Source organism: Arenibacterium halophilum (assembly GCF_005938225.1).
GTDB lineage: Bacteria > Pseudomonadota > Alphaproteobacteria > Rhodobacterales > Rhodobacteraceae > Arenibacterium > Arenibacterium halophilum.
The window spans coordinates 589,219-608,105 of the sequence record NZ_VCPC01000002.1 but is presented as its reverse complement, the minus strand read 5'-3'; the positions used below and the strand labels follow the sequence as shown (position 1 = coordinate 608,105).

Annotated in this window: 19 protein-coding genes and 1 riboswitch; of the genes, 12 read left to right on the top strand and 7 right to left on the bottom strand. The window is 64.0% G+C overall.

Annotation, left to right across the window (positions count from 1 at the left end; all coding sequences use genetic code 11):
- The first annotated feature begins 39 nt into the window (after positions 1 to 39).
- Positions 40 to 618 (top strand): L,D-transpeptidase, encoded by a 579-nt coding sequence (locus FGK64_RS09660; protein WP_138863602.1) that lies wholly within the window; start codon positions 40 to 42, stop codon positions 616 to 618.
- A gap of 42 nt (positions 619 to 660) precedes the next feature.
- Here FGK64_RS09660 and FGK64_RS09655 read toward each other — a convergent pair whose 3' ends face one another.
- A complete protein-coding gene (locus tag FGK64_RS09655; RefSeq protein ID WP_138863601.1) occupies positions 661 to 1,434 on the bottom strand; it encodes a 3-hydroxybutyrate dehydrogenase in 774 nt (257 codons plus the stop codon).
- 332 nt (positions 1,435 to 1,766) lie between these two features.
- On the opposite strand from FGK64_RS09655, the gene FGK64_RS09650 reads away from it, so the two are divergent.
- Both FGK64_RS09650 and FGK64_RS09645 read left to right on the top strand, forming a co-directional pair.
- Positions 1,767 to 3,581, top strand: a complete 1,815-nt coding sequence (locus FGK64_RS09650) for an extracellular solute-binding protein (protein ID WP_138863600.1) — start codon at positions 1,767 to 1,769, stop codon at positions 3,579 to 3,581.
- Positions 3,582 to 3,900: 319 nt separating this feature from the next.
- The gene (locus FGK64_RS09645) at positions 3,901 to 4,146 is read left to right on the top strand and encodes a hypothetical protein (RefSeq protein WP_138863599.1); all 246 of its coding nucleotides are present in this window, start codon (positions 3,901 to 3,903) and stop codon (positions 4,144 to 4,146) included.
- A gap of 3 nt (positions 4,147 to 4,149) precedes the next feature.
- Here FGK64_RS09645 and FGK64_RS09640 read toward each other — a convergent pair whose 3' ends face one another.
- Positions 4,150 to 4,782 (bottom strand): helix-turn-helix domain-containing protein, encoded by a 633-nt coding sequence (locus tag FGK64_RS09640; RefSeq protein WP_138863598.1) that lies wholly within the window; start codon positions 4,780 to 4,782, stop codon positions 4,150 to 4,152.
- Positions 4,783 to 4,846: 64 nt separating this feature from the next.
- Here FGK64_RS09640 and FGK64_RS09635 point away from each other — a divergent pair, with 64 nt between their 5' ends.
- Positions 4,847 to 6,364 carry a class I adenylate-forming enzyme family protein gene (locus FGK64_RS09635; protein ID WP_138863597.1) on the top strand — a complete coding sequence of 506 codons (1,518 nt, stop codon included), beginning with the start codon at positions 4,847 to 4,849 and terminating at the stop codon, positions 6,362 to 6,364.
- Positions 6,361 to 7,011 carry a DsbA family oxidoreductase gene (locus FGK64_RS09630; protein WP_138863596.1) on the top strand — a complete coding sequence of 217 codons (651 nt, stop codon included), beginning with the start codon at positions 6,361 to 6,363 and terminating at the stop codon, positions 7,009 to 7,011. Before FGK64_RS09635 ends, FGK64_RS09630 begins: the two co-directional genes overlap by 4 nt.
- Here the strand turns inward: FGK64_RS09630 and FGK64_RS09625 are convergent.
- On the bottom strand, positions 7,008 to 7,256 hold the full coding sequence (locus tag FGK64_RS09625) for a hypothetical protein (protein ID WP_138863595.1): 249 nt from the start codon (positions 7,254 to 7,256) through the stop codon (positions 7,008 to 7,010). The genes FGK64_RS09630 and FGK64_RS09625 overlap by 4 nt on opposite strands.
- 57 nt (positions 7,257 to 7,313) lie before the next feature.
- A complete protein-coding gene (locus FGK64_RS09620; RefSeq protein ID WP_138863594.1) occupies positions 7,314 to 8,858 on the bottom strand; it encodes a hypothetical protein in 1,545 nt (514 codons plus the stop codon).
- Positions 8,859 to 9,086: 228 nt separating this feature from the next.
- A riboswitch (cobalamin riboswitch) is annotated at positions 9,087 to 9,293 on the top strand.
- Positions 9,294 to 9,327: 34 nt separating this feature from the next.
- Here FGK64_RS09620 and FGK64_RS09615 point away from each other — a divergent pair.
- From FGK64_RS09615 to FGK64_RS09585, 7 genes are all read left to right on the top strand, one after another.
- Positions 9,328 to 9,516, top strand: coding sequence for a CbtB domain-containing protein (locus FGK64_RS09615; RefSeq protein WP_138863593.1), 189 nt, complete (start codon positions 9,328 to 9,330; stop codon positions 9,514 to 9,516).
- Positions 9,517 to 9,520: 4 nt separating this feature from the next.
- Positions 9,521 to 10,207 carry a CbtA family protein gene (locus tag FGK64_RS09610; RefSeq protein ID WP_138863592.1) on the top strand — a complete coding sequence of 229 codons (687 nt, stop codon included), beginning with the start codon at positions 9,521 to 9,523 and terminating at the stop codon, positions 10,205 to 10,207.
- A gap of 52 nt (positions 10,208 to 10,259) precedes the next feature.
- The gene (locus FGK64_RS09605) at positions 10,260 to 10,757 is read left to right on the top strand and encodes a hypothetical protein (protein ID WP_138863591.1); all 498 of its coding nucleotides are present in this window, start codon (positions 10,260 to 10,262) and stop codon (positions 10,755 to 10,757) included.
- A 214-nt stretch (positions 10,758 to 10,971) separates the two neighbouring features.
- On the top strand, positions 10,972 to 12,018 hold the full coding sequence (locus FGK64_RS09600) for a hemin-degrading factor (RefSeq protein ID WP_138863590.1): 1,047 nt from the start codon (positions 10,972 to 10,974) through the stop codon (positions 12,016 to 12,018).
- On the top strand, positions 12,015 to 12,854 hold the full coding sequence (locus FGK64_RS09595; protein WP_138863589.1) for a heme/hemin ABC transporter substrate-binding protein: 840 nt from the start codon (positions 12,015 to 12,017) through the stop codon (positions 12,852 to 12,854). Before FGK64_RS09600 ends, FGK64_RS09595 begins: the two co-directional genes overlap by 4 nt.
- On the top strand, positions 12,844 to 13,914 hold the full coding sequence (locus FGK64_RS09590; RefSeq protein ID WP_138863588.1) for a FecCD family ABC transporter permease: 1,071 nt from the start codon (positions 12,844 to 12,846) through the stop codon (positions 13,912 to 13,914). Before FGK64_RS09595 ends, FGK64_RS09590 begins: the two co-directional genes overlap by 11 nt.
- Positions 13,911 to 14,693 carry a heme ABC transporter ATP-binding protein gene (locus tag FGK64_RS09585; protein ID WP_138863587.1) on the top strand — a complete coding sequence of 261 codons (783 nt, stop codon included), beginning with the start codon at positions 13,911 to 13,913 and terminating at the stop codon, positions 14,691 to 14,693. The genes FGK64_RS09590 and FGK64_RS09585 overlap by 4 nt, the downstream gene beginning before the upstream one ends.
- A 36-nt stretch (positions 14,694 to 14,729) precedes the next feature.
- Here the strand turns inward: FGK64_RS09585 and FGK64_RS09580 are convergent, their stop codons facing one another.
- The 3 genes from FGK64_RS09580 to FGK64_RS09570 all read right to left on the bottom strand — a co-directional run bounded on the left by FGK64_RS09580 (position 14,730) and on the right by FGK64_RS09570 (position 18,845).
- The gene (locus tag FGK64_RS09580; protein WP_138863586.1) at positions 14,730 to 15,713 is read right to left on the bottom strand and encodes a calcium-binding protein; all 984 of its coding nucleotides are present in this window, start codon (positions 15,711 to 15,713) and stop codon (positions 14,730 to 14,732) included.
- Between the two features lie 45 nt (positions 15,714 to 15,758).
- Positions 15,759 to 17,639, bottom strand: a complete 1,881-nt coding sequence (locus FGK64_RS09575) for a TonB-dependent receptor domain-containing protein (RefSeq protein ID WP_171054023.1) — start codon at positions 17,637 to 17,639, stop codon at positions 15,759 to 15,761.
- 156 nt (positions 17,640 to 17,795) lie between these two features.
- Positions 17,796 to 18,845, bottom strand: a complete 1,050-nt coding sequence (locus FGK64_RS09570) for a calcium-binding protein (RefSeq protein WP_138863584.1) — start codon at positions 18,843 to 18,845, stop codon at positions 17,796 to 17,798.
- Between the last annotated feature and the right edge of the window lie 42 nt (positions 18,846 to 18,887).

Sequence of the window (18,887 nt, the reverse complement as noted above, 5' to 3'; positions counted from 1 at the left end):
CTAGAAGGACAAAAAATACCCGAGCAGTAAAGGTAACCCATGCTGACGCGAAGACATTTCATTATCACCGGCGCGGCACTTCCGCTGCTGGGCACCCCGGCGCTGGCCCAGGTACAATCGGCCCCCATGGGCGACCGTGACCCCAACGCCCCCGGCGTGCGCCGCAATACCTCCAGCTTTGCCGCGCAGGACTGGCGTGACCATTTCGACAGCCTTGGCGTGGCCAGCATCGTGGCCGATACCACCTCGCGCGCGCTGCATTACTGGAACGCCGATGGCAGCGATTACCGGGTGTTTCCCACCTCTGTTCCGATCAGCGAAGATCTGACCAAGCGCGGCTATACCGAGGTGGTGCGCAAGAAGGTCGGCCCCGACTGGACGCCGACGCCCTCGATGGTGGAACGCAACCCCGAGCTGAAATACATGCCCCCCGGCCCCGGTAACCCGCTGGGCACCCACGCGATGTACCTGGGTTGGCCCGCCTATCTGATCCACGGCACCCACGACACCCGCAAGATCGGGCGCCCGTCGTCGGACGGGTGTATCGGGCTGTATAATGAAATGATTGCCGAGCTGTTCGAAATCACGCCTGTCGGCACTCAGGTTCGGGTGATCTGACCGGTGGTGTTGGCGCGGGCCGCCTTGGCCCGCGCGCAACTGTCAAGCGGCGGTCCAGCCACCATCGGCCACCATCTGGGTGCCTGTGATCTGGTCGGCGGCGGGCGAGCACAGGAACTTGGCGATCCCGGCGATCTGTTCGACGGTGACGAACTCCTTGGACGGCTGTTTGGCGAGAATCACCTTCTCCACAGCTTCGTCCTCGGAAATCCCGTACTCCTTGGCCGTGTCTGGGATTTGCGATTCCACCAGCGGGGTCAGCACGTAGCCCGGACAGATCGCATTCGCGGTGATCGGGTCTTTCGCGGTTTCCAGCGCCACGACCTTGGTCATGCCGACGATACCGTGCTTGGCGGTAACATAGGCCGATTTGAACGGAGAGGCACGCAAGCCATGCGCCGAGGCCACATTGATCACCCGGCCCCAGCCGGCCTTGCGCATCTTCGGCAGGGCGGCCGCCGTTGTATGAAAGGCCGAATTCATGTTGATCGCGATGATCGCGTCCCATTTCTCGGTCGGGAATTCGTCGATGGCGGCGACGTGCTGGATACCCGCGTTATTCACAAGGATATCGCAAGCGCCGGCTTTCTCGATCAGGGCGCGGCACTGGTCCGCCTTGGACATATCGGCCTGGATATACGTGACCTTCACCCCGGTTTCTTCTGCGATCTTGGCGGCCAGCGCATGGTCATCCTCGCTATCGGTGAAGGAATTCAGCACGATATTCGCGCCATCCCGCGCCAGTTCCCACGCGATGCCCAACCCGATCCCCGAGGTAGAGCCCGTGATGACGGCGGTTTTTCCTGCAAGTGACATATCCAGACCTTTCAGTTGTTGGCACGGTTGGTCGTACCCTACATGCTGCATCTGCAAAGGGAATGGCGCTGTTTCAACCCGCACCATGGTTCACGTTTCCGAAACAACTGAAGGGGAGCTTGCCCGGCGCGCCTGATGGCCAAAAAAAAACGCCCGCGCAAGGCGGGCGTTAAGTTATTGAGGCAGGTTTCATACAGGCAAGAAACCTATCGAGCAGTGAGGCCTTTATAAGCAACTCCAAGCCACCAGCCAAGCTAAAAGTTTGAAAAGACGTGAATCCCCGGCTAGTCAGGGGGGCAAGAAAATAAGGCCAGAGCGGAATTGTTGCCATAATGCGACCAGTATTTTTCTCGCGCACCCGCGCGATCCTTGCCGGAATCATCCTTGTGGCCAGCACGGTTTGCGCACATGCAGAATCGTCGCATGGCATAGCTATGTACGGCGCCCCGGCCCTGCCACCGGATTTTGTGTCTCTGCCTTATGCCAACCCCGATGCGCCCAAGGGTGGGCGCATCGTGTTCGCCAATACCGGCGGCTTCGACTCGCTCAATCCGTTTGTCACCAAGGGCACCCCGCCCTGGCAATGGCAGTTCCTCGGCTATGAATCGCTTATGGGGCGAAGCCTGGACGAACCATTCTCGCTATACGGGCTTCTGGCCGAATCAGTCAAGACAGCGCCGGACCGATCCTGGGTCGAATTCACCCTCCGGCCCGAGGCAAGATTTTCGGATGGCAGCCCGGTGACGGTGGAAGACGTGATCTGGTCCTATGAAACACTCGGCACCAAGGGCCACCTGCGCTATCGCGGCTTCTGGGGTCAGGTTGACCAGATCGAGTCGGTGGGCGAACGCGGCATTCGGATCAGTTTTAACAACGACAACCCGGAACTGGCGCTGCTGGCCGGGATGCGCCCGATTCTGAAGAAGGCGCAATGGGACGGCGCGGATTTCGCAAATGCCCCGCTGGCCGAGATTCCCGTTGGCTCTGGCCCCTATACCGTGGCGGCCTTTGACGCGGGGCGCAGCGTGACCTTGCAAAAGAACCCCGATTATTGGGGGGCGAACATCCCTTTCCGGCGGGGGACGATGAATTTCGACCAGATCGTGCTGGAATTCTTTGGCGATGCCTCGGTCGCCTTCGAGGCCTTCAAGGCGGGCACCGTCACGGTCATGCGCGAAACGAATGCCGACAGTTGGGCCACGCAGTATGATTTCCCGGCCGTCACGCGCGGCGACGTGGTGAAATCGGAACTGAGCCATGGCCGCCCCACGGGGATGACGGGGTTTGTGATGAATACCCGCCGCGCGCCGCTGGACGATTGGCGCGTGCGCGATGCCCTGCTGCATGCCTTCAACTTCGAATTCATCAACGACACCGTGACGGGCGGCAGCCAGCCGCGGATCAACTCTTATTTCGACAACTCCGAACTGGGGATGCGCCCCGGTCCCGCCGAGGGTGCCGTGCGCGATCTGCTGCTGCCCTTCCAGGACACCCTGCCTCCGGGCGCGATCGAGGGGTATGCGCTGCCGGAATCCGACGGAACCGCCCGCAACCGGGGCAACCTGCGCCGCGCTGCCGATCTTCTGACGCAGGCAGGATGGCCCGTGGTCGACGGCCAAAGGCGCGGTGCCGATGGCCAGCCCCTGACGCTGACAGTGGTTCTGCGCCAGGGCGACACCGCCAGCCAGGGCATCGTCAACATCTACGCGCAGGCGCTGGAACGGCTGGGCATCGCACTGCGCATCGACCGGGTCGACAACGCGCAATTTACCGCACGCGAGGCCTCGCAAGATTTCGACATCACCACCTTCCGCCGCGATCTGTCGCTGAGCCCCGGCAATGAACAGCGCCTGTATTGGGGCAGCGCGCAGGCGGATCAGCCGGGCTCGCGCAACCTGATGGGAGTCAAATCGCCGGCCGTGGACGCCATGATCGACGCGCTGCTGGGCGCCTCGGACCACGCCGGGCTTGTGGCCGCGACCCGCGCGCTGGACCGGGTGCTGATGGCCGGGCGCTACGTGGTTCCGCTGTGGCAATACCAGACGGATCGCATTGCACATTCGCGCTATCTGGCCTTTCCCGATCATACCCCGGTGTACGGCGACCGGCCGGGATTCCTTCCCGAAGTCTGGTGGAACACGCCCTGACAGACCCGGCAATCTCAGCCGTTGCGCCGGGACAAGCCGATCAGGATGTATAACGGCGAATATTGGCCGACAGGTTCGCAGGTGGAACGGGCACGCACTCACCCTGACAGCCTGCATCAACAGGATCTGCATTTTCAGCTTTTATCGCAGCACGTTAGCGCCACCTTGCACCCGCCTGCGCACATGTTCTGCCGACACTTGATGAAACACTGGGCGACTTGGGAAATAAACAGTGCGACATGTTGCCGCATTCTTTGGTAACCAACCCTTTGCGACCGTCAGTGTTGACTTTCCAGCGACAGCCGAGAGGTGCGCCGCCATGAACTGGATAGAAACTGATACCAACTGGTCCGCTTGGTCCGCGCGGGTGCGCGCCAGGTTCCCCGGGCTCGACCCCGCAATCATGGAACGACGCCGCAAAGACAGGCGCGCGTTCGAGGCCTATGTGGCCGATGTTCACAAGCTTTCGCTGATCGAAGCCCGCGAAGAGATCGACGACCTGCTGTATATCGAGTCACTGTCGCGCGAACTGGTTCGCGCCAACGGCCAGCGCCATCCGGCCTAGGGATCAACCCACCGAATTCAGCGAGGTCACCCACAGGATCGTTGCATCCTCGGGGCTGACAGACACCACATTGTGCCCCATCGTGGCATCGTAATAGGCGCTGTCGCCGCGCCGCATCTCGATCGGTTCATAGAACTCGGTATACAGGCGAACCACCCCGGTCAGCACATACAGAAATTCTTCGCCATCGTGGCGCACCCAGCCGTCGAATTCCTCCATCCTGCGGGCGCGCACGCGGGCCCGGTAGGGCAACATCTGCTTTTTCGTCAGCGTTTCGGCCAGCAGGGTATGTTCATAGGTGGCCGTTGCCAGCGGCTGGCCATCGTCGGCTTTGGTGACGGCCATGCGCCCGTTCACCTGATCGCGCTGAGGCGTGGTGAACAGCTGGGGGATCGAAATCTGCAACCCGGTCGCCAGCTTCTTCAGCGCGTCATAGGTGGGCGACATCTGCCCGTTCTCGATCTTGGACAGCGTAGAGCGCGCCAGCCCCGCCTTGCTGGCCGCCTGTTCCAGCGTCCAGTCGCGTGCCTTGCGCAGTTCACGCACCCGTGCGCCCAGGTCAAGCGGCTCGGCCTGGGTCTCGGCGCCGGTCTCGTGCGCGATACGGATCAGCGATTTCGGATCACGGTTGTTCATGCGCTGTTCTATAGGCAGGCGCGCACGCTCTTGCAACGGCGCACGCCGCCCGCTACCCAAGCCCATGGTTTCGATATTCGATCAGGGGCCGCCGCCGCCCTGCCCCGCCCCTTTCAACATGGCCGCCCATGTGCTGGCGCGCGGTCGGGCAACGCCTGACAAGCCCGCCTTGCAGGTGCTGAGCGAAACAGGCGCTCAAACCTGGTCGCATGGCGAAATTTCCGCCGCCGTGCAGGGCACCGGAACAGGGCTGTTGCAGGCCGGGCTGGCGCCCGGTGACATCGTGGTGCTGCGGTTGGGCAACACGATCGATTTCCCGATCGCCTACCTGGGTGCCATCGCCGCCGGGATCGTGCCGGTGCCAACATCTTCGCAACTGACCGAACCCGAAGTCGCGGACATCCTGGCCGACTTGTCGCCGGCCGCCGTGCTGCGCGATCCAAACGTGACCGGTGCGCCGGGCCACCGCGAAATCGGATTGCCAGAGTTGCAGGCGATGCGGGCGTTACCGCCCTGCGATTTCGACATGGGGCCGCCCGACCGTCTGGGATATATAGTTTACACCTCGGGCACTTCGGGGCGGCCGCGCCCCGTCGCCCACGCCCACAGGGCAATCTGGGCGCGCCAGATGATGTTTGACGGCTGGTATGGGCTGCGCGTCGATGACAGGCTGCTGCACGCGGGCGCCTTCAACTGGACCTATACGCTGGGCACCGGGCTGATGGACCCCTGGACCATCGGCGCCACCGCCCTGATCCCCGAACCGGGGACCGATCCGGCGCGCCTGCCTGCGCTGCTGGCGGCGCATGGGGCGACGCTTTTGGCCGCCGCTCCGGGTGTGTTCCGCAAGATGCTGAAATCGGGTGAAAAACTTTATTTGCCGCAGCTGCGCCACGGGCTGGCAGCCGGCGAAAAGCTGTCACCCGCGCTGAAATCGGCATGGGAAGAGGCCACCGGAACCGGGATTTTCGAGGCCTTCGGCATGTCGGAATGTTCAACCTTCATCTCGGGGGCGCCCACGCGGCCAGCCGAGGATGGCGCGCTGGGATTTCCGCAGGTCGGGCGCCGCGTTGCCATTCTGGGCGAAGACGGGCCGGTGCCCTATGGCGAGCCAGGAACAATCGCTGTGCACCGTGACGACCCGGGGTTGATGCTTGCTTACCTCAACGCGCCCGACGAAACCGCCGCCCGGTTTCGCGGCGACTGGTTCCTGACCGGCGATCGGGGCAGCATGGCGCCCTCGGGCCAGGTGTCATACGAGGGGCGCGATGACGACATGATGAACGCCGGCGGCTATCGGGTATCGCCCATCGAAGTTGAAACCGCATTGACCGGAGTGCCGGGCGTCGAGCAGATCGGCGTGACCGACGTTGAGATCAAACCCGACACCTTCATTATCGTCGCCTTCTATACCGGCCCTGAACCGGTGGCCGATGCCGTGCTGGCTGCGCGCGCACAAGACCGGCTGGCCCGCTACAAACAGCCGCGCGCCTATGTGCACCTGCCCGAGATGCCGACCAATCCGAACGGCAAACTGTCGCGCCGCGACCTGAAACCCCTGTTCGAAAGCCGCCCGCAATGACGCAAACGACCGTTCAACTGGATATCCTGTCCGATCCGATCTGCCCGTGGTGCTATATCGGCAAGGCACATCTGGACAAAGCACTGGCCGCGGTTCCAGACCACCCGCTGGCGCTGCAATGGCACCCGTTTCAGCTGAACCCAGATATGCCGCGCGAGGGTATGGATAGGCGCGCCTATCTTGAGGCGAAATTCGGTGGACAAGAAGGCGCTGTGCGGGCCTACGCCCCCGTCGCCGAACACGCCAAGGCTGCCGGGCTGACCATCAACTTCGAAGCCATGCAACGCACGCCCAACACGCTGGATGCCCACCGGCTGATCCATTGGGCCGGAATCGAAAGCAAACAGCAGGCGGCGGTTGATGCGCTGTTCGCGGCCTATTTCGTTGAAGGCCGTGACATCGGGCAAGCCGAAGTGCTGGCTGATCTGGCGGATGGCATAGGCATGGACGCTTCGGTTGTGCTGCGCCTGCTGAACAGTGAATCCGACATCGACGACATTCGCGCCCGCGACGCGCAAGCGCGCGAGATGGGCGTCAGCTCTGTCCCGACCTATATCGTCGCGGGCAAACACGCCGTGCCGGGCGCCCAGCCGCCCGAGCTGTGGCAGAAAGTCATCGCCGAAATCCGCGACCAGATGACGGATTAACCGGCGTTGATCCGTCGGTGCCCTTCGCTGCGGCACATGCGGTCGGCCTCGGCTTTCGGCATTGCTTCGGGGTGCGCAATCGCCTCGTCCCACAGAACGGTGTTGGGCATGTAAAGCTGGCACACCACGGTGCCATAGGTTGTCGACAGCGTCACCGGCTCGGTCTCATATGCGTACCTGTCGCATCCTGACAGCGCCAGTGCGCCGACTGCGGCTGCCCCCGTAACCACGCCAAATCGTTTCATCAGATATCCTTTGTGCAGTTGGGACCACGCCCATAGCGACACCCGCACCGGCGATCTTCAAATCGCAGTCACGCCAGGCCGCGTCACCTGCAAGACAACCCGGTTCCGATGAATATTCCGTAAATCTTCGCGCCATCCCGCGTGGAGCCTGCAAAGTACCTCTCGATGCCAAAGCGCGTTCAGCGCGGCATCGTCCAGGTCTTGATCTGGCATCGCCATCTCGTTCAGCCGGGTTTGCAGTCGGCCCTCACTCCACCCGGACTGCATGAAAAACACCCGCGCGCCATAGCGGCGCGCCAATGGCCAAAGGCCCGACGGCAGGCGCGCCCGAACGCCCAGTTCGGGATCGTCATACGCCCGCGCCCCGATCTGGCCATCTGCCATGACGAATATGCAGCGACCAGCACGCAAGAGATCGATCATGCGCCGCGCCGTGCGCAGCGCATGGCGTCCGTCCAGATCGGCGTAATGCAGGGCCACGTACTCTGGCACGTTGGCGAAAAACCGCGGCGGAGAGACCACGCGCACGTCGATCCCGCTTCGACAAAGCTCCAGCGGAAGAACGGTTGCGATACTGGCATGGCAAGCTGTCAAAATCACCGGGGTGCCCTGTGCCAATGCCGCGCGCAGCTCGCTCCAGTCTACTGGCGGCAGCCGGCGGGCCAAATCGGCGCGATGCGCAGAACTGCCCAGAATTGCAGCCGATAGCTCTGAAACCCGGGCCTGCGCCGCGGCGTGGCGTCTGTGCCAGTCAGCGCGCGCTTCTGGCACAACGCCAATCCAGTCCGCCACGCGGTCGATCTCGGGCAGCGGCGATACAAAGGCGCAATGCGCAACCGGCGCATCGTCATAGCGGATCGGCACCGGGGGCAACAGCGTGCCCATACGGCGCCACACCATCGCGCCGAGAGTTGCAGAGGCTGGCATCCGGCCGTGATTCATCCCATCGAACAGGGCCCACATCGACTTCAGATCAGGCGCCAGCGCAAATATCCGAGACAGCCTGCGACCCAGCGAATCGGGAGAAATGCCATCATCTTCCAGCCTCTGTGCCGCCCCCTGTATCGCTTCGCCCAATGCCTCTCCGGCGCCTGGTCCGCATAACGCCAACCGCGCCTTCAACGCGGCGAAATCCTCCAACAGGATCAGCGCAATCAGATCGTCCACGAAATGCGCATCCCGACCCGACAGGGCGCAGCGATAACGCAAGCCCCAGGCCTCGGCCTCGTGCAACGCCCCGGCTGCCAGCGCCGCGCTGCTGGCCTGAGGGCTGATGGCCCTTAGAAACGTCGCCGAAAACCGTCCTGACTCGACAAGATCGCGCGCCGCGTTCCAGCGACCCAAGGCAACCAGCGCACGAAGCCGGAGTTTGCGGTGCCATCGCTGATGTGACGTGCCGGGCATCTCGTCAAGCGCCGCAAGCGCATGTTGGGACTGGCCCGCCTTCAAGAGCGCACGCGCCGCGTGAAACGTCCGAATTGCGGGCCGCAACTCCTCGCCCCGCCGGGCAATCACATCAAGGACGGTGGCATGATCTGAGTCGCGATGGGCCCGTTCCAGAACGTCGGTAATCTCTTCTTGCGTGGAGGTTGGGCGCGTCATGGCGCGCTCCGACGCGCGTTACCCTGAAACATGCCGACCCCGGCCCGGTGCCGGTCATCGAACGCACAATTCAATGCGAAACATAGTGACAAAACGGATACCTGAAAATGCAATGTATTTGCAGTCAGTTTAAGTCCGCGTTCGGCGCAATTCCAGACCCGCCATATCCTTTTTGCAGTTCCTTTCTGATTTCGCACGCAACAGATTGACGCGGCTTCCCTCTTGCGGCATCACTTGGACGTGTTCGGTTCCATCCCCGAAACGGGACGGAGGCAAGAGGGAACGCGGTGAGGTATCGTTTGGGTGCCGATCCCGCGGCTGTCCCCGCAACTGTAAGCGGCGAGCCCGGCTGACAATGCCACTGGAGCAATCCGGGAAGGCCAGTCAGGGCACCGACCCGCGAGCCAGGAGACCTGCCGGACATTGGTGAAACCACAGTGCCTTCGGGTGTGAAGGCAAGGAGACTGACATGACGACACAGACCGCCCAACTTGGCCAGGCAACCCGCGCAACCGGCCGCGCCTCTGGCATCACCGCGATGATCACCGTCGCTCTGATCGGCCTCGGTGTCGTTTTCGTCACCGGCCATGTGCAGGCCGGAACGCTGCACGACGCGGCACATGACGTGCGTCACGCGACCGGCTTCCCCTGCCACTGATCCGATGTTTTCACGACTGCTGACCAGCGCGTTGCTCGCTGGTGCTGCAGCGGGGTTGTTTGCCGCCCTGCTGCAGTTGGTGTTCGTACAGCCCGTTCTGCTACATGCCGAACTTTACGAGGGCGGCGAGCTTGTGCATTTCGGAGCCGAGTCAACTGTCTCGGCGCATCCCGACTTGCCCGGGTTCGATGCATTGCGTGACGGGCTGAGTATCGTCTTCACAATGTTGGTCTACGCGGGCTACGCGATGGTACTGGTGGCGCTGATGGCGCTTGCTCAAACGCGCGGCGCACGGATCGACGGCCGTATCGGGCTGATCTGGGGTCTTGCCGCCTTCGTCGCCGTGCATCTGGCCCCGGGGTTCACACTGGCCCCCGAAGTGCCGGGCGTCGCCGCCGCCGATGTCTATGCGCGCCAGATCTGGTGGTTTGCCACCGTGGCCGCAGCCGGTATCGCCATGTGGCTGATTGGCTTTGGGCACAGCTGGGTGGCCTGGGGCGTGGCCGTCGTGCTGCTACTGGCGCCGCATGTGATCGGCGCGCCGGAACCCGATGTGTTCACCGGCCCGGTCCCGACCGAAATCGGCGCCCTCTTCGCCGCCCGCGCCCTTGGCGTCGGCCTCGCGGCCTGGGTCATCCTTGGCGGTTTGGCGGGTTATATCTGGGCCCGCGACGACGCGCGCCTGGCCTGACTTTCCTGTCCCTGCCCCCATCGCGGGGCGGGGCAACCAGATCGGAAACAGGATGGATCGTTCCCTTCCCCTCTTCCTCATCGGGCTGGTTTTCGGCGGCGGCATCGGCTTTACCATCGCCGCCTCCTCGGGTGTCACGCTCGACGGCCACGATCACGCCGACCCGGCACAGCGCGGCGCACATGCGGCATCGGGCGACGGCATGGCTCATGACCACGACATGCCCTTGGTCCTTAATGGCAGCCAACCGGCCCCTGCCTTACAACTTGACGTACAGCCAGACCCGGTGAGCGGCTGGAACCTGCACCTTGCCACCACGAATTTCGCGTTCGCGCCAGAAAACGCCGGAGGTGCGCATCAGCCGGGCCAGGGCCACGCGCATGTTTACGTCAACGGTACCAAGATCGGCCGCCTCTACGGGCCCTGGATGCATATTGCCACCCTGCCCAAAGGCGAGGTGACGGTCAAAGCCACGCTCAACGCCAACGATCACCGCCCGCTCTCGGTCGACGGGCAATTGATCGAACAAACGCTCTCGCTGACAAACTGACCCTGACCGCTTCTTTGGGGCCAAATATCCCGGGGGAGTCCCGTAGGGACGGGGGCAGCGCCCCCTCCTTTTCCCGTGCCCGCGTCACACCGTCCTGTTGCAATCAATCCCCCTGAAAGCCTCGTGCCTTCACCCTTGCAAAAGATTCCATAGCATTTTACTCAGGAATCAAATTCGGGCCCGGCCCGAGCCATTTTCAAGGCAGGGGCCTTTCATGACCGACACGCTTGCACCCGCACGCACCGCAGCCGAAATCCGCGCGCAATGGGCCGCGCAACAGGGCCGCGCCCGCGATATCGCGCATCAGTTGGGCCTGCGCGAGGCACAACTGATCGCCGCCCGCATCGGCCACGGCGCGACCGCCATCGCCGCCCACCCCGATCGCCTGTTTCCCGCGCTTGGGCAGCTTGGCACCTGCATGGCACTGACCCGAAACGAAAGCTGTGTGATCGAGATCGACGGGCGGTATGAGAATTTCCACGCCGGAGAGCACGCCGCCATGACTCTGGAACCCGGGCTCGACATGCGCATGTTCCCGCGCCACTGGGTGCATGGCTTTGCCTTCGTCGAAGACACCGACACCGGCCCGCGTCGCAGCATTCAGGTTTTCGATGCTGCAGGAGACGCAATCCACAAGGTCTATCTGCGCCCGGCTTCGGACTTGGACGGGTGGGACCGCCTGGTCACCGAGCTGGCGCTGCCGGAACAGGCCGATGTCATCGCCGTGGACGACCGCGCCGCGCCGGAAGGCGCCAAATCTGCTCCCGAGAAGCGCGATATCCTGCTGTCAGAGTGGCGCCGCCTGACCGACACGCATCAATTCCTGCGGCTCTGCGCCAAGCTCAAGATGAACCGCCTTGGCGCCTATCGCATCGCAGGCGATGAATTCGTGCGTCCGCTGTCGCCTGCCGCCATTCCCGCAATGATGCAGGCGGTTCAGGCCAGCGGCGCCCATGTCATGACCTTCGTCGGCAACGCGGGCTGCATCGAAATCCACTCGGGGCCGTTCAAGACGCTGAAGGCGATGGGTCCATGGGAAAACGTGCTGGACCCCGGGTTCAATCTGCACCTGCGACAGGATCACGTGGCCGAAGTCTGGGCCGTCGAAAAGCCCACGAAGCGGGGCAATGCGCTGTCGTTCGAGGCGTTTGACGCGCAAGGCAACTTGATCTTCCAGGTCTTCCCCGTCGCGAAAGAGGCCAACGACCATCGCGCCGCATGGGCCGAAATCGTTGCCACCCTGCCCGGGGCCGACGCATGATAGCCCGATTTGCGGGCGCGGCTCTTGCGCTGTCTCTGGCAATGACGGCTGCTGCACAGGACCGCGTGATCGCGGCCGGAGGCTCGGTGACGGAAATTGTCTATGCTCTGGGTCAGCAGGACCGGCTGATCGCGCGCGACACGACCTCGGTCTTTCCGCCCGAGGTGACGGCCCTGCCCGATGTCGGCTATCTGCGCGCGCTCTCGCCCGAAGGGGTTCTGGCGCAGGCGCCCGATCTGGTGATCGCCGAGGCCGATGCCGGCCCCCCCGCCACGATGGAGGTGCTGCGCGCCGCCGGTGTGCCCGTTGTCACGCTGCAAGAGGCGTTTTCCGCCGAAGGGATCGCGGCCAAGATCACGGCCGTCGGTGCCGCGCTGAACCAGCAGGATGTCGCTGCCGCGCTGGCAATGCAGATCAGCGCCGACATGGCGCAGGCACAGGCCCTTGCCCGTGACATGGCGCCCGAGGACCAAAGCAAGGTCTTGTTCATCCTGACCCTTCAGGACGGCAAGATCATGGCCGCCGGGCAGGACACCGGCGCCGATGCGATGATCGCGCTTGCCGGTGGCCAGAATGCGGCGCAGGGGTTTTCGGGGTATAAGCTGATGTCGGACGAAGCCGTGATCCAAGCCGCGCCCGAGGTGATCCTGATGATGGACCGCGCACGCGGCCACGCGCTGGACGATGCCGCGCTGTTCGCCCTGCCCGCACTGTCGGGCAGCCCGGCGGCAGAAACAGGCGCTGTGATCCGCATGAACGGGCTGTATCTTCTGGGGTTCGGCCCACGCACGGCCCAGGCCATCGGCGAGCTGTCGCAAGCCTTGTATGACCGCTGAAACACAACACATCCCGTCGCGCCTTGGCGACCGCGCCGACCGCGCATGGCGGCTGCACCGGTTGCTATGGCTGCTTCTGCTGCTCGCCTGCGCCCTGTCAATGACAACGGGCGCGGCCGGGGCGCAAGTGCGCGGCGCGCTTCTGGGGTGGATCAATGGCGATGCGCTGGACATGGGCGCGCGGATCATCCTGTTCGACATCCGCCTGCCGCGCCTGTTTGTCGGCATCCTTGTCGGGGCCGGGCTGGCCGTGTCTGGCGCGGTGATGCAGGGGCTGTTCCGCAATCCGCTGGCCGATCCGGGTCTGGTCGGCGTAAGCGCCGGGGCCAGCCTTGGCGCCATATCCGCCATCGTGCTGGGCGCCGCCCTGCCCCCGGCGCTGCTCGCTTGGCTTGGCCCCGCGCTCTTGCCGCTGGCAGCGTTTCTTGGCGGCTGGGTCACGACCATCGCACTCTACCGCATTTCCACCCGCGCCGGGCGCACGTCGGTTGCCACGATGCTACTGGCCGGCATTGCTATGAGCGCGCTGGCCTTTGCGCTGACGGGCTTGCTGACCTACCTCGCCGACGATCAGCAGCTGCGCGACCTGACGTTCTGGAACCTTGGCTCGCTTGCCGGGGCAACCTGGCCCAAGGTCTGGTCGGCGGCCGCGATGATCCTGCCTGCCATAGTGGCGGCACCGCTGCTGGCGCGAGGCCTGAACGGTCTGGCCCTTGGCGAAGCGGCGGCCATGCATATGGGAATCCCGCTCGAGCGGTTGAAAACCGGCGCGATCCTGATCGTGGCCTTCGGCACCGGGGCCGCCGTGGCCGTGGCAGGTACCATCGGGTTTATCGGCATCGTGGTGCCGCATCTGCTGCGTCTGGCAAGCGGGCCGGATCATCGCGCGCTGCTGCCCAATGCCGCTTTGCTGGGGGCCGCTCTGCTGATCCTGGCGGATTGTGCCGCGCGGGTGCTGATCGCCCCGGCCGAGCTGCCCATCGGAATCGTTACCGCGCTGATGGGGGCACCAGTGTTCCTGTGGATCGTCCTGCGCAACCGAGGGGCCGTGGACATATGAGCTATACCGCAGCGAACATTCTGGTCGAAATCAACCGCCGCGTCATCCTGACAGGCGCGGCGCTGACAGCGCGACCCGGGCAGGTCACCGCCATTGTCGGGCCGAACGGATCGGGCAAATCAACACTGTTGAAAGCAATCATCGGAGAGATCCCCAGCCGTGGCGAAATCACGCTGAATGGGTGCGACGCACGCGCGCTGTCGCTGGGAGACCTGGCCGCAACGCGGGGCGTGCTGCCGCAGGCCAGTGCGCTGGCATTTCCCTTCACGGTGATTGAAGTGGTGCGCATGGGGCTGGCCGCAGGCCGCCACGCCGCACGGCCCCAAATCGCAGACCAGGCGCTGGCCGCCGTCGATCTAAGCCACCATGCGCAGAGGTATTTTCAGGATCTCTCGGGCGGAGAACAACAGCGGGCGCAACTGGCCCGCGTGCTGGCGCAGGTGTGGGAGCCGGTCGAGGCGGACACGCCACGCTGGCTCTTGCTGGATGAGCCGGTATCAAGCCTTGACCTTGGCCACCAGTTGCAGGTGATGGAGCTGGCGCGCGCCTATGCCCGCCGGGGCGGCGGCGTGATTGCCGTAATGCATGATCTGAACCTGACCGCGATCTATGCGGACCATGTCGCGCTGATCCACAATGGGCAAACCGTTGCGCAAGGCACCGTGGCCGATGTGCTGACCGATGACCGACTGTCCACCGCTTTTGACTGCCCCGTGCATGTCAACATTGCACCAGAGAGCGGCGCGACGTTCCTTCTGCCCCACGCTTCCGCACTTTAGGGCACCCCGGGGCGCCCCCCCGGAGTGCCCTGCCCGTCACAGGATGAAATCATCCGCATCCAACGACGGGCGACCTTCCAGCATGAGGCGGAAATCCAGCTGGCCATCGCCATCGGTGTCGCCAGCGACATAGGTATCGCCACCCCGCGTCCAAACCCGCAGTTCGCCCGAACGACCGCTGAACTCGGCGTCCCAGATCAGGGTGAACCTCTGGTTGCCATCAATGTCTTCGCGGGCATCCATCGGCCTGAACGTCAGAACATCGCCCTGACGCGGCAGGAAATCGGTGATGACATCGCCCTTGGCATGTTTGGCCGCCGCAAAGACAAACGTATCCGCGCCTGTGCCGCCGGTCATCGTGTCGCGGCCTGCGCCACCGATGATCCGGTCATCGCCCGCCCCGCCAAAAATGGTATCGGCGCCGCCCCGCCCTTTCAGAACGTCATCGCCCGCGCCGCCGCGCACCACATCGGAAACTTTTGAGCCGGCATAGCGGTCGTCGCCGGATGTACCGGTTACATCGTGGCCTTCGCCCCAGATCACGTCGAAAATGGGCGTCGGGTCCACGCTGCCACCCTCATAACTGCCGCCCATCATGCCACGCACGATGTCGTGCACCTCACCCTTCACACCGACTGGGTTCACGATGTTCAGCCCGCTGAGGGTGATGTAATCGCCCATGTCCGAGACCAGGCCCGCGTCGTCCACCGCCAGATCGCCGGTTTGTTCATCCCAGGCCGCGCCCAGTGTGCCCAGGCGGATCGAGTCTATGGTGCCGCTGACCGAATGGTTCGAGAAGGTATAGACAAAATCGCTGCCTTCCAGCAGCACCAGCCGCGTATCAGCCTCTTGCCCCTCGGCCGGGGTGTCCAGATGCAGAATCTGTTGCGTCTCTCCGGTTTCGGGCAGGAAAATCGGCAGTTCAAACGGCTCGTAGCCGTTGAAATGCGTCCGAAGCCCCTTGTTGAAGTTGATACCCAGCCCTGCGCCCGGGGAGGTCAGCGTGATGGTGATCGTCATGGTGGTTTCCCTTCTGTTGATCCGCGCCCGGCCCCTGGCGGGGGGCTAGAACCGAAGCGTGACGGAAAGCTGCGCGTTGACGCCCTGGGCCGGCTGGATTTCCAGATGCGGCGTATAGGTTTCGTCGGTGATGTTGTTCAGCGCCAGCGACAGGCGCGCGCTGTCGCCAATGTCGCGGTGCAGGAACAGATCGACGGTGTTCCACGCCTGCGCCGGGATCGTGCCGCCCTTGCTGCCCGTGGCGGTGTAGCGGATGCCGTATGCGCCGCGCCGGTCGCGGCTGTGCAGACCGGCCGTCAGCACCAGCCGGTCGGGCGGCACGCGCTCCAGCTCGTCGCGGGTATCCAAGTTGATCCCGGCCATCTTCTGCCCGCTCAACTGCAGATAGAAAGCATCGGTGGTATAGGTGGCATCAAGTTCGATCCCGCGCAGGCGCACGCGGTTGATGTTGGCGTATTGGTAGTAGCTGTTGAACAGCCCGCCAACGCGTTCCAGCCCGATGTAATCGCGCACCCGGTTCTGAAACACGGTGGCCCGCAGATCCAGCCTATCGCCCGTCGCGAACAGGTTTGAGCGCAGATGTGAAACGCCCAGATCGAAAGACAGCGACTTTTCCGGCCCAAGCGACGGGTTCGGACGGATCTCGAAGGTCGCAGGTTCCGGGTGTAATCCGCTGACCAGCGCTTCGCTGAGCGTCGGAAAGCGGTATGTCAGCGCCAGCGTGCTGTGGAGTGTGGTCGCTTCGGTCAAAGGAAATTCGAATGTCATTCGGGGCGACAGGCCCTGCCCGCTGGCGCTGCCATCCGGGCTGTTCAGGCGGTACAGGTCGGCCGACAAGCCCAGCGTCAGAGCCGCACGCCCCAGTGCGATCCGATCGGTTGCCGCCAGTGAAAGAAAGCTGCGCGATCCCGAAGGCGTCAGGCTGCCCGACGGGTCATTCGCCACGACTGAATCGCGGAAGGTGTCCAGAGTAAACGCAATATCATGCGTGCGCCCGCCCCAGACAAACGTGCGCGCGGCCTCGATCAGCGCGCCCCGGGTTTGGGTGGTATAGCTGCGGGTTTCCGGGGCCAGCGGGGGCAAGGCGCGCTGGGTCACGTCGGTGGTGATCTGGTAGACCGAGGCATCCAGCGCCCAGCCGCCGATGTCAGCGGCCTCATAGCCGAACCGGTAATCGCGCTTGCGCAGATCGTTGTCGCGCGGCGTTCCGGCGAATTGGCCGGTGATATAGTCCTGCGACAGCTGGCTGGCGGTAAAGGACAGGCGGTTACCCGCTTCGGTCGTTGTCGCCAGCGTGGCCAGAAGCGAGCGTTTCAACTGCGCCGCATAGACCTGCGTGCCATCGGGCGCGTGGTAATCATCGACCTGCGCGCGGGTAAAGGCCAGCGCCACATCGCTGGCCGCGCCCAGCCGGGTGGCCAAGGCACCATGCACGGTGGGCGTGTGGAAATCGCTGCCATAGCGCAGGCGAAATTCACCGCCCGTCGCCCCGCCCGCGCTCAGCAGATCGTCCGCCCGCACCCGGCGCATGTTGACGGCACCGCCGATGGCCCCGGCTTTGGCGCCCGGCCCGCGCGACACCTGAACTTCGCGCAGCATCTCGTTATCGACGGAAAAGCTGCCGTTGGCGCTGTGCCCCGCGCGGGCGAAATTTTCCCGCATGCCATCCACCGTCACGGCGATGCGGCCCTGTTCCTGCAACCCGCGAATGTTGATCGTCATCTCGCCGCCGCCGACACTGCCGCCCTGTACGGTCACGCCAGCGGTGCCCCGCAGCACCGTGCCCAGCGGCGCGCCCTGATACTGGGTCTCCATCTGTTCGGCAGAGATCACGGCCGTGGTTGGGGGAACGTCCTGATCCGCTTCGGCTTCGACCGAAATCGGATCCAACTCGATCAGATCCTGCGCGACCACAGGGGCTGCCATCGGCAGGCCGGCGCATAAGGCGATCAGGGAACAACGCATGTGTCAGAACCGGTCAGGCGGAAAAAGGTCACGCGGCCCGAGGGCGAACCGCGAGGCGCGGCCCGCCGAAGCAGACCGCGCAGCGCGGCTGCCAAGGCAGTCCGCGCGGGATGAGCTTCAGAAGACGAAGAAATCGTCGGTCAGATCGGCGCTCGCGACACCGTTCAGTTGAATGCTCACATCTGCGGCCACCAGAAGCGTGCCCTTCGCCACGTCGCTGACGGTGAAATCGGCCACGCCGTCCAGGCCAAGCGCGGTGACATCGATGACATCCTCGGTGCCGTCGAAATCGGTGATGATGTCGAAGCCTGCGTTGGGCGTCATCACGAAGGTATCGGCCCCTTCGCCGCCGGTCAGCCGGTCGCGACCGGCGCCGCCGTTAAGAATATCATCGCCATCGCCGCCCTTCAGTACGTCCCGGCCACCGCCGCCCCGCAGCGTGTCATTTCCCGCGCCTCCGGTCAGAACATCCCAGCCCGATCCGCCATTCAGCACATCGTTGCCGCTGCCGCCAACGAGGATGTCGTCGCCCGCTCCGCCAACCAACCGGTCACGTCCGCCACCGCCCATCAGGACGTCATCATAGTCAGACCCGAACAGCACATCGCGCTGTGCGCTGCCTGTGATTTCAAGGGCATAGTCTGCCAGGAGTTCGTTCAGACCGTCGGCATCCAGAGTCTGAACCATCTTGTATAGCGCGTAAACCGGATTGGTTTCCGCGTCCGACCCGCTGCCGACAGCCGCGCTGATGTCGAAGCCTTCGATATACAGCCCTGTGTCAAAGTCCGACACGCGGCCGGCATCGCCCGTACCTTCTGTGCCTGTGGTGCCAGCGCCCCATGCGCCAAAATTCAGACTGTCGATTTCACCGGAAATCCCGTGCCCGTATGCCGCGCCGTTGTGAATGAAATCATAGGCAAGATCTGTGCCATCCACGATCACCGCCGCATCCGCCAGCGGTGCGCCATCGTCTTCGCCTTCGGTATAGCGCGCCACCACCTGCGAGCCGTTCACATAGTAGGTGCCGCCGTAGGCGCTGTCGGGCGTGCCACCGAAATAGGTCATCGAATCGGCGGCAAGGCCGGCAAAGAATTCCGCGAAAAAGCTGCGCGTGTCATATCCGCCGGATGAAAAGGCGGAAGCGTTGATCGAAAGGGTCGAAGCCATGAGACGTCTCCTTCAAAGGATTGAGGTGACGTGCTGACGGGC

Coding starts and splice junctions, on each gene's coding strand:
- FGK64_RS09660 (WP_138863602.1), top strand. CDS start 40: ATGCTGACGCGAAGACATTTCATTATCACCGGCGCGGCACTTCCGCTG.
- FGK64_RS09655 (WP_138863601.1), bottom strand. CDS start 1,434: ATGTCACTTGCAGGAAAAACCGCCGTCATCACGGGCTCTACCTCGGGG.
- FGK64_RS09650 (WP_138863600.1), top strand. CDS start 1,767: ATGCGACCAGTATTTTTCTCGCGCACCCGCGCGATCCTTGCCGGAATC.
- FGK64_RS09645 (WP_138863599.1), top strand. CDS start 3,901: ATGAACTGGATAGAAACTGATACCAACTGGTCCGCTTGGTCCGCGCGG.
- FGK64_RS09640 (WP_138863598.1), bottom strand. CDS start 4,782: ATGAACAACCGTGATCCGAAATCGCTGATCCGTATCGCGCACGAGACC.
- FGK64_RS09635 (WP_138863597.1), top strand. CDS start 4,847: ATGGTTTCGATATTCGATCAGGGGCCGCCGCCGCCCTGCCCCGCCCCT.
- FGK64_RS09630 (WP_138863596.1), top strand. CDS start 6,361: ATGACGCAAACGACCGTTCAACTGGATATCCTGTCCGATCCGATCTGC.
- FGK64_RS09625 (WP_138863595.1), bottom strand. CDS start 7,256: ATGAAACGATTTGGCGTGGTTACGGGGGCAGCCGCAGTCGGCGCACTG.
- FGK64_RS09620 (WP_138863594.1), bottom strand. CDS start 8,858: ATGACGCGCCCAACCTCCACGCAAGAAGAGATTACCGACGTTCTGGAA.
- FGK64_RS09615 (WP_138863593.1), top strand. CDS start 9,328: ATGACGACACAGACCGCCCAACTTGGCCAGGCAACCCGCGCAACCGGC.
- FGK64_RS09610 (WP_138863592.1), top strand. CDS start 9,521: ATGTTTTCACGACTGCTGACCAGCGCGTTGCTCGCTGGTGCTGCAGCG.
- FGK64_RS09605 (WP_138863591.1), top strand. CDS start 10,260: ATGGATCGTTCCCTTCCCCTCTTCCTCATCGGGCTGGTTTTCGGCGGC.
- FGK64_RS09600 (WP_138863590.1), top strand. CDS start 10,972: ATGACCGACACGCTTGCACCCGCACGCACCGCAGCCGAAATCCGCGCG.
- FGK64_RS09595 (WP_138863589.1), top strand. CDS start 12,015: ATGATAGCCCGATTTGCGGGCGCGGCTCTTGCGCTGTCTCTGGCAATG.
- FGK64_RS09590 (WP_138863588.1), top strand. CDS start 12,844: ATGACCGCTGAAACACAACACATCCCGTCGCGCCTTGGCGACCGCGCC.
- FGK64_RS09585 (WP_138863587.1), top strand. CDS start 13,911: ATGAGCTATACCGCAGCGAACATTCTGGTCGAAATCAACCGCCGCGTC.
- FGK64_RS09580 (WP_138863586.1), bottom strand. CDS start 15,713: ATGACGATCACCATCACGCTGACCTCCCCGGGCGCAGGGCTGGGTATC.
- FGK64_RS09575 (WP_171054023.1), bottom strand. CDS start 17,639: ATGGCAGCCCCTGTGGTCGCGCAGGATCTGATCGAGTTGGATCCGATT.
- FGK64_RS09570 (WP_138863584.1), bottom strand. CDS start 18,845: ATGGCTTCGACCCTTTCGATCAACGCTTCCGCCTTTTCATCCGGCGGA.